A 13,088-nucleotide genomic window follows, 5' to 3' on the forward strand; every position below is an offset into this window, starting at 1 on the left:
ACCTATAAGATATGGTTGATAATAATTATAAAAAAATTAAAGAACGTATGAAAATGCGTTCTATGGAATTGTGGGGTATCGACAATAATCAAAAAATAGACCCCTTAATAGAGATGTTTTTGGATGTATTCTCTTTTGAATTGTCCAAAATATATCAAGAAGTAAAAATATCTGATGCAAAATTACTAGAACGTATCTCTAAAATCCTGGTTAATGAAAATTGGTCTTTACCAACACCTGCTCATGCACTTATAAGCGCACAACCTTCAGAAACAGTTGGCGAAATTGATAAAACAACACAACTATATTTTCAAAAAATAACCCAAGGTAATTTAACCGATTTGTTTTTTACCCCTATAAAAAAACAAGACTTAATAAAAGCAAAAGTATACTGTACTGTATTAGAACGAAAACTCATTTTTAACGATGATAAAAAAGTTGCTAAGCAGATCATAGAATCATACCAAGAAAGTCGTGTCCCCGAATATACAATTTGGGTTGGAATTGATATTGATAAAACATTACTAAAAAAACAAAATAAAATTCCGATTAGTATCTTATTAAAGGATTCAGATCTTAATTCATACCTAAAAATGGCAAAGGTCTATGATTTTGAAGGTAATGAATTAAACCTGTATCAAGAAACTGAAGATCAATCCATAAATAAAGAGCATTACTACACAGCAATACATCGCTATTATCAAGATTATTTATACACCCTCGATCTTACAAATAGCTCTAGAAATAAACATGCCTTAACAGAAAAATGTAAGGATATTTTTGATGAAAACACTTTGGAAGCACATAATAAAGAGCTTTTTTGGTTACAATTGTCTTTTCCTGTAGCCTTTGTAAAAGAGGAACTAGAGAAAATAAGTATTTCATTAAATACATTTCCTATTGTTAATCGCAAGTTTTCATATAGACAACATAATATCAAAAGAAATGGAAAAATAATTTCCTTATTTTCTAATGATGAGGAGATTTTTCTTAATGTAGAATCGCTTATCGATAATAAAGGAGCCGTTTATAAAAACACTTTAAAAAATGATATCGATAGCCTAGCGGGTTCATTCTCTCTTTATTTTGGAGAGATAGAGCAATTTGACGAACGTAATGCTAAGTTTATTTTAAAACAGGTTATACAAACAATTAGAGAAGAAGGGAGTTCTTTTTCTGCTATAGGCTATGATTTACTTAATGCCTATCTGGAGGATTTAAATGACAAGCTAGACGTTCTAGAACGCAAAGTCAATTACAGATATAAAAACGTTAGTGACAATAGTGAAAAAGTCTACCTATTAACAATCCCTCATAAAACATCACAAACCTACGAATGTAGTTATTGGACAACCAATGCTGGTTTGGCTAACGATATAAAAGCAGGCACACTACTTAATCAATACCAAACCATTGGATTAGACACAAACAATATACGCTTACAAACAGATACTATAGGTGGTTTAGTAAAAAATGGAACCAAAGAAAAAATAAGCAGTTTTAGATATGGATTACTATCTAAAGACCGAATTGTTTCTAATGAAGATATCAAGGAATTTATATCGATGACCGTAGGAGAAATTGTTGAAAGCGTAAACGTAAAATCTGGAGTAGGCATCTCTTCAAACAAAAAACAAGGCCTTGTTAGAACCACAGATGTTGATGTTGCATTAATCCAAAGTCGTAACCTTAATAGTGAAAACAAAAAGCGTTTAAGTCATTTTTTACAGTTAGAATTACAAAATAAGTCGGTACATAATACGCCGTATCGAGTAAATATAATATAAAATTCATGATCGAAAATAATTTCAGTCCCAGTGTAGTATCTGCAGTACGACTCGCAAAATCTTTGGCTTCCAAAGATATGCATTCAACCTATGGAGTCGCCCATTTGGCATTAGCTTTATTGTATGAAGCTACTGGAGTCAGTGATATTTTATCAAGTATGGGTAAAGACCCCGATTACCTTCAAGAATGGTTTGAGATGCGAAAAGAAATGTATGAGTCGCAAGAAAGAAAAGCAGGAGAACCCATTCCAGATAATAATGTTGAGAATGTTTTTGAAGAATCTGAACGCTCTAAATTAAGACTTGGTACAGACTACATAGATGGGGTTTGTATATTTACAGCAATACTAAGAAAAGGCGTTATATATAACGATAAACAATTAGAAACCATTTCGGTTACAGAGGAAGAGTTTTATAAACTCTATGAGTCACCTCTCTCCGCTTCAAAAACCCTGACCGATAGCGAACAGACCGAATTACTACAATCGATACCGTATTGTACAAATCTCATTAGCCAAAAAAACATAAATGACGGGACTCTTATCTTGGGAAGAGATAAAGAAATACGCAGTATATTAGAAAACCTAGAACGTCAGGAGAATAGAGGCATTCTTTTAGTAGGCGATTCTGGAGTAGGAAAAACAGGGATTATTAAAGGCTTAATTAAGCATATCGCAGAATCTGAAAACCCTATGCTTTCTGAAAAACAAATCATAGGCCTTAACGCTTCTAAATTATTAGCAAATAGCGCCAATGAAAATGATGTCTCTAAAAAATTAAGCGATAGCTTCGATAAAATTGAAAAATTAGATGATTGTATTCTAATCATTGACGATATCCAAATTCTTACAGAAGGCTCACAAGGCAGCTCTGGTACAATAACAAACCTGATTTCGGCACAACTTAATGATGGAAAAATAAACCTTATAGCAACCATTAATCCTGATGCTTACAGAAAAACAATCGAGAAACACTCCATCCATCGTAAGTTAGAAGTCTTACAGTTGGAAGAGTTAGAAACAATGGTACTCCTAAAATGTTTAGACAATCACAAGTATAAACTAACCGCTTACTATCAATTAAAAATAGCAGAAGAAGCCATTACAGAATCGGTAAACTATTCCACAAGATATTTTAAAGAAAATAAGTTACCCTATGGTGCAATCGATTTACTAGATCGCACTTTAGCATCTGTGCACACGAGTAATACAAACTCTTTAAAAGAAATAGAGTCCATAGAAAAACAACTAAAAGCCATTTTATTAGGAAAAAGCGATACGGTTTTAAACCTTTGGTTTTTATACCGTTTAACCACTGATAGAATTAGTCCGGTAATTCTAAATAATATCTCCAGTAAGTATGATATATTAGCCATAGAAGACGAAGAAAAACTAATTCAAAAACTTGGAGAGTATTTACAAGAAGCTAAAAAAATAGCACAAGCGCCTATAAAAGAAGTCACAGCACATGAAGTATCGGCTTTGGTGGCTAGCATTACTGGGATTCCTATAGGAAAAATTCAAGCCGAAGAAAAAGAACGCCTTCTAAATATAGAGACACGTTTACAACAACGGGTAAAAGGACAAGAGCATGCCATTACAACATTATCAGATGCCATTATAGAATCTAGAAGTGGTTTAAGTAATCCTAAGCAACCTATTGGTTCTTTTTTCTTTTTAGGCCCTACCGGAACAGGGAAAACAGAATTAACAAAATCGCTTGCCGAATTACTCTTTGATGATGAGAGTGCTATGATACGGTTTGATATGTCTGAGTTTAAAGAAGAACATTCTGCAGCGCTCTTATATGGAGCACCTCCAGGATATGTAGGGTATGAAGAAGGTGGTATGCTCGTTAATAAAATTAGAGAAAAACCGTATTCAATCATTCTTTTTGATGAAATAGAAAAAGCACATAGTTCTGTATATGATGTCTTTCTACAAATTATGGATGAAGGACAAATTCATGACAAGCTAGGACGTGAAGGCGATTTCTCTAATGCAATAATTATCTTTACTTCAAATATTGGAAGCCAATGGATTTCTGAACAATTTAATGAGCAGAAAACCCCAACTTCAAACCAGTTAATAGATGTAATGAGTAATCATTTCAGGCCAGAATTTTTAGGTAGAATTACAGAAGTTGTTCCCTTTGCTCCTATTAATGAAAAGATTGCGCAATCCATCTTTAGGCTTCAGCTTAAAAGCCTTCAAAAACAACTGGAAAAACAAAAAAATATCACACTTAACTTATCCGAAGAAGCACTAAAGCATCTTTCTAGTAAAGGTTATTCCCAGAAATATGGTGCACGCCCCATATCTGGAGTCATACGATCCTATATCAAAAAGGCCATATCTAGAATGATCGTTTCAGAACAGATCGTTGCTGGAGATACCGTTTTTGTGGATTACAAGGATGACAGCTTAATTTGGGAAAAACAATAGCCATGACCGTAGATCTGGATGAAATAAAAAGAAGTGAGATTACAAGCTTTAAAGCTGAAGTTTTTTATGAAGAACTGAAATTTATTCTCGGAAATACCGAAGGGAAAGATATCTGGATTAAAAACCATGGGATGAACAGTAGGGCTTTCTCCGTAGATGTTCTAGACATTACCAGTTACATCCCACTGAGTATGCAATTACAGCAAGACACTATTTTTATTCATTTAAGTCGTAATAGTATATACCACCAATTACCGGAAATTCTGTTTCATCCACTAGTCATTAGTAATCCCTCGATGAGTAATCGGGAAATTGTAGAAGCGATACGACAAAACAGAAAAAAAGAAGAAGAAAGCTTACATTTCTTTATTCCTTTTGATACCGAGTTATTTAATGAAAAGCTAAAACTTACCAATAGGTATATTAACATTTTTACAGATGATTATGCTAAACAAAATTTATTTGCCTTAGCAAACGCCATTATAAAGAAAGAGATTCCCCTTAGTAAAGAACAATCGTATAAGTTATTTTTAAACCTATGTAATGCAGAGCAATTAAAAGAAAACTTATCAGGATTAGAACAATTATTCCGATCAATATTAGGATTTGATGTTATTTTAGAATATCAAGCATGTACATTAAACGATAGCCCATTTATGGCTTTAGGTACTGGGATTTTGGGCTACAACTTTGGTACACAAGGCCCAGTAATTAGTGAGCAGGATGACATATATGCGACCATACTACTAAAGGAACAATTAGATTATAAAACACTAGAAAAAAATCGCAACATTATTAAAAAAATATTAGCCTTTTTTATCTTTTCTAATAGAGCTATAAAAGTTACGTATCGTTGCCTTAATACTAATGGATTTGTATTAGGGTCCAATTACTTAGGATATGATACGCTAACAAATACAAACAAAAAAAACAAAACGCTAACCCCTAAAAAGGTATTAGAACCAAGTATTTAAAACATATCGACATTATTTATGAATGTATTATTATTATTTTTTCTAAAATATTTACTAGCGCCACTTATTATTGTTTTGGCGGCGTTCTTACTTAATACAATTGCAAAAGGTAAAGCTGTACTTAAGTTAAAAAAAATGATCATTTTTGTCCTCCTATTATCTTTAATATTGGCATTACCAAGCTTATTAGGGTTACTTAAATATGAGTTTATCTGGGGAGGCCTCTTAATCTCTATAGGCTATTACTTGCTTATGGGAGCGCTTTTTAATTTATTTTCACACTCTAAAGCCTTTGAAAGTATTGGTTTTAAAAAACACCGATGGTTAATCATTCTGGGCTTATTTATTACCGTTATTTTATCGGGATGGATCTACTATTTGGTATTTTCGTGGGTAAATACGCTAGGCTATGCCTTATGGGCTATGCTTACCGTATTCTGGTTTTTAGTCCCGCCATTTTATGCGTTTTCAAGAGCTATGTTTTTAAAAATACCAAGCCCGTTTTATAAACTATGGATTATGGATCATGATGTTAATGATGAGGAATATTGGAACAACGTAGACACCTTCAGACTAATGCAAGTAACCGTAAAAATAAAGCGTACCCCTAATGCTAAACAATACGCTTCTTTTTCGGTAAAATTACCAGAAGATGTAACCCTTGGGAGATGGTTTAATCGATTTGTAGACGATCAAAATATACGTTTCCCAAATAACGTAATCGAACTGGAAAACGAAAATGGCTCCTATGGTTGGATTATATATACCAATAAATGGCTTCCTATTCCCATTTTTACTAGAATGCTAAATTTTGAAGAAGATGTCATCTACAACAAAATAAAAAACAAGAAAGTCCTTTATGTACGTCGTGTTTCGCAAGGAAGTGTCGTTAAGGAAAATACGAATCCAGAATAATGATATTTAATAAACATCCATAAAATATTATCAAGAAAATTGGAGTTTTACAAGTGAGTCAATGTCACATCAAACGGTAGAAATCGGACAACAATTTTAAAAAGTAATAACACAGATCGCAAGAACGGAATGTACGATTGGGGTCAATGGAATAAAAATAAAAACAAATGAAAAATAACAATCACTATGCTGTCAATTGGACAGATGGAGTAAAAATAACCAAAGATCATTTTACCGAAAGTTATTTTAATTCGGTAAATACAGTTAGAGATGCAGTAGAAACAAGAATCCATAGTTATGATTATGGTTTATTAGAAGCCAGAAAAGGAATGCTGTCTGCCTTAGAGATTGAAACAAAAACGCATACTCAAGAACGATTGGTTCTTGAATTACATAACTGTAATGCATTAACCGCTAAGGGCTGCAAAATAGAATTTAATATCGATATGTACGGGGGATTAATCCCTACTGCAACTCTTGAATCGAAAGATATAGACACTAATAATAATCTCGAATTTTATTTGGTGGTCATAATTAACCCTTTTGAATTAATTCCTATTGGAGAACCAGATCCAGAAGTGATTCCGTTACACCACCCTTACGTATTACCTAAAGTAGATCTTAAAATAATATCCAAGAGTCAGTTTAACAGTAGTTTTTTAGAAAAATATTATTTGTTAGTAGGGCAAATCCAATGGAAAAATGGAAGTTTCGTAATCGATAATGACTATACGCCTCCTGTTGCTCGCATCATGTATCATAAACCATTATATGGTTTTTATAAAAAAATAGCACAAATCCTATTACGCCTACGTAATTACTCTGTTATTATTAATAAAAAAAACAAAGAGAAATCACAAAGTAATGCCTTGGTTCGTAATACCTTTTTATTAAGTAATAAAGTTATGGATTTTGTAAGCCAGCATATCTATGAGTTTAATCAAATAGGCGAAGAACAATCTCCAATTTATATCGGTCAAAAAATATCCATTTTAGCAAATTATCTCTATAACGAACTAACCATTATGGAAGAAACCGAAAAAGAAAAATTGTTACAATACTATTATGAATGGATAGACATCAAACCTTCGGTATTCGAAACAACGCTAGGTAATGTTATCGATATTAAGTATAACCATCAAGATATCAATGATACGCTTAATAAAGCCGATTATTTTATTACAATATTAGATAAATTATGGAAACGATTAAGTGATCTAGAATATATAGGGCAACGAAAAGATAATATTGTAATTAGCGAAGAAAGTATGATTACAAAAACAGTGTCCAAAAGTAAATCGTGGTCAATTATCGATTAAAATAAAATCTGTTCGCAATTGTTTATACAAGCCAATAATAACCCTTAACCTCTTTATAAGTGAAACCATTAAATCATAAGAAGAGAATGCTCTCTCAATTACAATTTGTGTTGGTCTTTTTGATCACACTTCTTGTGATTTTCTCTAGTAGTTTTTTTGCGATTTCTGCTGGAAAAAAAGGAATAAATGTTTTAGAAACCAAACATGCAGAATACAACAAAGTGTTTGAAAAACAAGCAGCAATTACCTTTGAAATAGATGAAATCACAAAATTGATCTATAAATTAAAAAATAAAAAAAGGACAATAGGAGAACATAAGCAATTTCAGAGTTTAATATCCAACCTTAGAATAGGTATAGAAAACGAAATAGCTAGCACAGAATCTATAACTACAAATCAATTTCAATTGTATAATGAGCTCTTATTTCAAATAAAAACTATTCAATCTATAATCGATGATTATGAAAATGAATCGGAAGAATATATATACAATAAAGAGTTGTTAGAAAAATGTAGAGAGAAATATAGAGAGGACGGTGTAAAGTCTAATAAAAATAAAGAATAAATGAAAGTCGAAGATTTAAGCGAGGTTTTTTGGAGAAAAGTCAAATACGTATTGTTATTTATTTTATCCATTGTGCTATTGTATATTTTACAAACAAAATTTATCCTAAAAATCCCCACAGTCGATAATGCTGAGCTACTAGAAGCGATCGATAGCTATGAAACTATTATAGAAAAACAAACAGCATATGCCGAGCAAGTAAAAAATATCCATCAAGAAATAACGGCTATGGAGTTCGACATCCATCAAGTACAAAAGCAAGATGAGATCAATAAAAAAATATTTAATATTAGATCTATCTATAAAGAAAACAAAATGAATTCTAAGTATTTTTTTGGCATACAATCTGCTAATATTTTACAAATCTATTTTGACACCAGAGAAGAACATAGCTCTTTAATAAAAAACAAAAAAATTATTTTAGATAATCTTAAAGAGTGTAAGGCCAATATTTAAAAGTTATGAGATTTAATAAAACAATAGTAATCTTGATAGTGTTTGCAATAGCAATTATTGTAGCACTTCTTATAGCTGTTAGAATGCCGTTTAAGGAAACGATTAGCAATATTGATTTTAGTATCCACGATTCTAATAATGATTACCATTATGAAATAAATGAAGAATTAGAATTTCTAGTTAATGATATTAACCAGTATAAAAACAGAGAGATGATCTGGCATTTAGGTAATGGCGATACACTAATGCGCAACCATAACATAAACTATACCTATAAGAAAAAAGGAAAGTATATGGTTACACTAGAGCTAGATGCTAAGTATAAAATCTCTAAATATATAGAGGTTATTTCATTACCTAATAAAAAAGCAATAGATTCGGTACCAAAAATCCATGGTATAGATCTAGGGTATGTAGGAGAAGAATTGGTTTTTTCATCATATGCTCCTGGAGTAGACTCGTGGTTTTGGGAATTTGGAGAAACAGGAACCGTAGATGCTTATGAGGGCCAGGTGGTATATGTTTATAAAAATGAAGGCACTTATAATGTGAAATTAAAAACCAACACCTCTAAATATCCAGTATATCATCAAATAAAAATCTTACCATTATTTGAGGTAATCGAAGAATCTGGGCGCCTAGACTCTCTCTCTCTTGCGCAAGAAGATATAAAAGAAAGACTTCAAACAATTGCGGATGCAACAACAAGTAATAAAAAAGATTATTATAATAGCTTAAAACATATCGAAAACAGATACACCTGTGAAAAGGCCGACGAAGTCGTTGTCGTTATTAATGGCGCGCGATATAATGACCTATATAGTTACTGCCAAGGCTTGCATTATCTAGAAGGAAAAGGAGCAAAAACAGTTGTAATTAATGAAGTTGCGATCGATACTTTTAATTGCCTAAAAAAAATAAAAGTAACACAAAGCGTTATCAATAAATGATTCAGTACATAAAAAAATCATATAAAAGAAGGACTATAGTCTTACTTCTAGGCCTTTCTCTAGGGCTTTTTCCTGTATTAAATACGCAACTGCAAGCGCAGGTTCGCAAATATGCTATAATTGATAAAATAAAAAGAGATACATATAATTTTTTAGATACAACTAAAACAAAAAAAAAACAACGCAAAGATAAGGGATATTACACCGTATACTCAGACCGATCGCGTAATAAAGTCTACCTTAGTCCCGATGCACAAATAGCAGGCGACAAACAAAGTTTTTTAGCGCCCTATTACGTTATTGATCAAAAAAATAATTATCTAGAAGTCGTAACACTAGACCCTAGCTTAATAGGCAAACCTAAAGGGATTTTCGCTCTTTTTTTTAGAGGAAAATACTCCTTTTCCGATGCCACAAAAATGAAGTACATAGGATGGATTCATAAAGATAATGTACTCCCCTACCCGCACCCAAAATTAAGTAAACATAATTATAAACCGATAAGGTATCTTGTAGGAATACATGACATAAAAACCCTATATAATACTGAAGATTATGTAAAAAAACAAACCGTTTTTCTCTATAAAGATCCTATGTTTCAAGAGAAAAGTGATAAAACCTTAAATTTAGATCAGTTAGTCTATTTATATAAGTATAACAGCAATAAAAACGCTGCACTAGTTTCCAACCTAGAACATATGAAACCCGCAGATTCTGCAACTAGGGTTATGGGTTGGATTCCTAAAGCGTTAATAAAAGCAATAGGTCAGCAAAGAGTATATATAGTAGATAAAGCAGATTCATTAGGCTTTTATAACAAAAAAAACAAAGCCATAGAGTATGTGTATAAAAAAGACATCGGCTCTAATATTATCTATGATCTTTCAGAACATGAAAAAACACCTATAAAACAACAAGATTCTTTAGAAATAGCGCTCCCATTAGCCGTTTGGGATCACTCTGATAATAAACTTTTTAATATCGATGGTGAAACTGTATTATTAAATAAAGTAGAAACAATAAAAAAAGAACACAAAGTCATCAATTTTCATTACATTTTTGACTGTAGTAGCGCTTTAAAAAAAAAGCACCTTATGTTGATGAGTTCTTTACAACAAATATGGATTTTACTCACTTCAGATAAAAAATATAAGGATTACGAAATTACCTTTAGTGCCAGTTCCTATGGCTGTGATCAATTTTACTCATTCCCTAAAACGACTGCCTTTTCTTCATGGATCGATTATCTTCATAATATTTTTATAAGTGACGAACTAATAGCAACCAATACGTCCAATACGCCTAATACAAAAGGATTAGAGCAATGTTTTGAAAATGCAATAACAGGTATACCACAACAGAGTTTTACAAATAACATCATTTTAATAGCTGGAGAAAAGCGTTTCCCTACACTATCAAATATAAAAGATATCACGACCAAGCTAGGGCAAACTTCTTCACGATTAATTTTTTATCAATTAGAGAATAAAGCAACCGATCAACACCAAGACTTCATCTTACATTCGAAAGATGTTTTAAGCAGAGTGAGTAGTCATCATACGGACTTTATTAGAGCGTTTATTGTAGACAATACTTTGATAAAAAATGAGAATCTATTTAGTAATATCCCCGCAATAGATAATATATATGTTTACGATGCGCCTAAAAATAGCACTTACCAAGGCGGCATCGCTTTTCCAAAAATAAACAAGAGATTACTGGCCACCTCTTTAGATACAGCTGTAGATTCTGTACTGACTTCAGCATTGAAATTTAATTCCGAATTGATTAATTCATTAGAGTACCATATAGATAAATTAGGGTTTTTAAGAAGTAAAGCAGGAGCTAAAATTAAAGCCTCTATTATTAAAGACGTTACCTATGCAGACAGTTTACAGCTAATCCCTAAAGACTATATGTATGAAAACTATTATGAAGATAAACATTATAGCCCACAAGATAACCCCAATACCAGCACTGCATATTTACTTAGTAGAGATGAATTAATAACAGTAATCGATGAGTATAAATCCTTGTTCCCTTTATTTCGGAAAATCGCAAAAAGAAAAGACAGGGCTAAATTATATGCTAACTACAGAAAAAATAGTAGAGCCGCTAATAAAAAAATGTTTCGAAAAACACTTCGAAGAAACGATTATATAGCAGATCTCATTTTTATGAAAACGGGATTACCTGTACAAAGCGAATTTTTACAAAAAACGAAAATCAAATACATTCACAGGAAGAGAAAAATATCGCATCTAGATTTTACCAAAACAATTAAAGAGTTAAGACATAAGGTAGATGCCTTAGAAAAGATTCTTGCCGAAAAAGAACCTTTAATTTACACCGACGGAGGCAAAACAAAATTTTATTTAATCCCCAACGATTATATACTATAAAAATGAGCAAACGAACAGAGTTACCAATACATGACGTTATTTTAAAAATCATGTATAAAGAAGATAAAGAGAAGCCAATAGGCTTGTCTGCCAGCGATGTCCTTTGGAAAATAGACAACCCTGAGATTACAGAACGCTACATTAGAGAAGTACTCGATTGGTTAGTTCGTGAAAATAAGGTAAAACTATATCTAGACAAATATAGTTTAGATAGGTATGAGTTTTTAGAACAAAAAGCCAAAGATGATGAAGAAGACGAATTAATTACAGATAACACTAGTTTTTATATAGCCCCATCAAAAAAAAAGAGTGGAGCTATTAAAAATAAAATCATTCTTTTTACGGGAGTACTCGCATTGCTTTATATTACTTATTTATATTCTCAAATGTATCGAAATTATGAAGTTTCCACAAAAGAAACACTCCCTACAGTATCAATAACAGCCAAACAACTGGAATTAAAAAACCTGTATTTATCTAAAGAAACGGAACAAACAACGACCAATGATAAATTTAATGATATCTCATATTCGTTTTCAAGGCAAAACAACAATAATAAAAAAATAGATTCAAAAATAACAAAACTGTATCGTATAATAGACTCTTTACAGCAACAACAGCAAACCAAATTAAATAGAATTCAGAAACAAATAGATCGTAATATTAACTATAATCAGAAGTACACAAATTCATTACTTCAAAAAATAATGCTTTGTAATTTCATTTTCCTGGCTATTATCGTTTTAACATTCTTTAAAGGGAAGTTTTAAGGCTGTTAATAAATATCGAAAAGAGAAAAGTGAGGCACTTTATTTAGCTTAGAAGTTAAACACTTGTTTATAAGTTATTTCCGTAATGGCACACTGTTTTTACGAAGTGGCGTAGAAGTGAATTGAAATGTGTGTAACATGGGGTTTTAGCTAAAAAGGTTAACTAACCGCAATTAACCGCAACTATATAGGGCTTTAATAGGGAGTATCTATGGAGTAAACATTAACTAAGCATCTGTATGCCCCGTACTAAAATAACTATTCAGTTTATAATATTAAATCGAATACAATTATACAGCCTTAGTTTAGCCTGTTGTAAACTTAAGAGTGTATAGAGCGTTTTAACGACATGGATATGCAACAAAATTTTAGACTTTAAGCTGAATGACTATGCTGCCTGATTGGCAGTATCTCATAAACTGTGTAAGTTTAAAAATCTCGGGGTTTAATTCACCCTCGAGATTTTTTTATTTATTAACTTTAACACATTTATGAAACCAGAAGA

The 13,088-nt window shown here is 31.8% G+C and carries 10 protein-coding genes; all 10 read left to right on the plus strand.

Annotation, left to right across the window (positions count from 1 at the left end; genetic code table 11):
- Positions 1-11 precede the first annotated feature (11 nt).
- The 10 genes from AC2D8I_RS13425 to AC2D8I_RS13470 all read left to right on the plus strand — a co-directional run bounded on the left by AC2D8I_RS13425 (position 12) and on the right by AC2D8I_RS13470 (position 12,583).
- The gene (locus AC2D8I_RS13425; RefSeq protein WP_484706535.1) at positions 12-1,787 is read left to right on the plus strand and encodes a hypothetical protein; all 1,776 of its coding nucleotides are present in this window, start codon (positions 12-14) and stop codon (positions 1,785-1,787) included.
- 5 nt (positions 1,788-1,792) lie between these two features.
- Positions 1,793-4,231: an AAA family ATPase gene (locus tag AC2D8I_RS13430; protein ID WP_484706536.1), complete on the plus strand. Its 2,439-nt coding sequence runs from the start codon at positions 1,793-1,795 to the stop codon at positions 4,229-4,231.
- Positions 4,216-5,205, plus strand: coding sequence for a hypothetical protein (locus AC2D8I_RS13435; RefSeq protein WP_484706537.1), 990 nt, complete (start codon positions 4,216-4,218; stop codon positions 5,203-5,205). Before AC2D8I_RS13430 ends, AC2D8I_RS13435 begins: the two co-directional genes overlap by 16 nt.
- 18 nt (positions 5,206-5,223) lie before the next feature.
- The gene (locus tag AC2D8I_RS13440; RefSeq protein WP_484706538.1) at positions 5,224-6,120 is read left to right on the plus strand and encodes a TssN family type VI secretion system protein; all 897 of its coding nucleotides are present in this window, start codon (positions 5,224-5,226) and stop codon (positions 6,118-6,120) included.
- Between the two features lie 167 nt (positions 6,121-6,287).
- Complete coding sequence (locus AC2D8I_RS13445; RefSeq protein WP_484706539.1) at positions 6,288-7,439, plus strand: hypothetical protein; 1,152 nt, start codon at positions 6,288-6,290, stop codon at positions 7,437-7,439.
- A 59-nt stretch (positions 7,440-7,498) separates the two neighbouring features.
- Positions 7,499-8,005 carry a hypothetical protein gene (locus AC2D8I_RS13450; RefSeq protein WP_484706540.1) on the plus strand — a complete coding sequence of 169 codons (507 nt, stop codon included), beginning with the start codon at positions 7,499-7,501 and terminating at the stop codon, positions 8,003-8,005.
- On the plus strand, positions 8,006-8,461 hold the full coding sequence (tssO, locus tag AC2D8I_RS13455; protein WP_484706541.1) for a type VI secretion system TssO: 456 nt from the start codon (positions 8,006-8,008) through the stop codon (positions 8,459-8,461).
- 5 nt (positions 8,462-8,466) lie between these two features.
- The gene (locus AC2D8I_RS13460; RefSeq protein ID WP_484706542.1) at positions 8,467-9,411 is read left to right on the plus strand and encodes a PKD domain-containing protein; all 945 of its coding nucleotides are present in this window, start codon (positions 8,467-8,469) and stop codon (positions 9,409-9,411) included.
- Entirely contained in the window at positions 9,408-11,813 is a 2,406-nt protein-coding gene (gene tssR / locus AC2D8I_RS13465) for a type VI secretion system protein TssR domain-containing protein (protein ID WP_484706543.1), read from the plus strand. The genes AC2D8I_RS13460 and tssR overlap by 4 nt, the downstream gene beginning before the upstream one ends.
- A gap of 2 nt (positions 11,814-11,815) precedes the next feature.
- Positions 11,816-12,583 carry a DUF5457 domain-containing protein gene (locus tag AC2D8I_RS13470; protein WP_484706544.1) on the plus strand — a complete coding sequence of 256 codons (768 nt, stop codon included), beginning with the start codon at positions 11,816-11,818 and terminating at the stop codon, positions 12,581-12,583.
- Positions 12,584-13,088: the final 505 nt, after the last annotated feature.

It is taken from the genome of Lacinutrix sp. YIN62 (assembly GCF_057219185.1).

Bases quoted from the DNA above. Each gene is read 5' to 3' on its own strand.
- AC2D8I_RS13470 (WP_484706544.1), top strand. From the start codon at position 11,816: ATGAGCAAACGAACAGAGTTACCAATACATGACGTTATTTTAAAAATC.
- AC2D8I_RS13445 (WP_484706539.1), top strand. From the start codon at position 6,288: ATGAAAAATAACAATCACTATGCTGTCAATTGGACAGATGGAGTAAAA.
- AC2D8I_RS13425 (WP_484706535.1), top strand. From the start codon at position 12: ATGGTTGATAATAATTATAAAAAAATTAAAGAACGTATGAAAATGCGT.
- AC2D8I_RS13440 (WP_484706538.1), top strand. From the start codon at position 5,224: ATGAATGTATTATTATTATTTTTTCTAAAATATTTACTAGCGCCACTT.
- tssR (WP_484706543.1), top strand. From the start codon at position 9,408: ATGATTCAGTACATAAAAAAATCATATAAAAGAAGGACTATAGTCTTA.
- AC2D8I_RS13430 (WP_484706536.1), top strand. From the start codon at position 1,793: ATGATCGAAAATAATTTCAGTCCCAGTGTAGTATCTGCAGTACGACTC.
- AC2D8I_RS13460 (WP_484706542.1), top strand. From the start codon at position 8,467: ATGAGATTTAATAAAACAATAGTAATCTTGATAGTGTTTGCAATAGCA.
- tssO (WP_484706541.1), top strand. From the start codon at position 8,006: ATGAAAGTCGAAGATTTAAGCGAGGTTTTTTGGAGAAAAGTCAAATAC.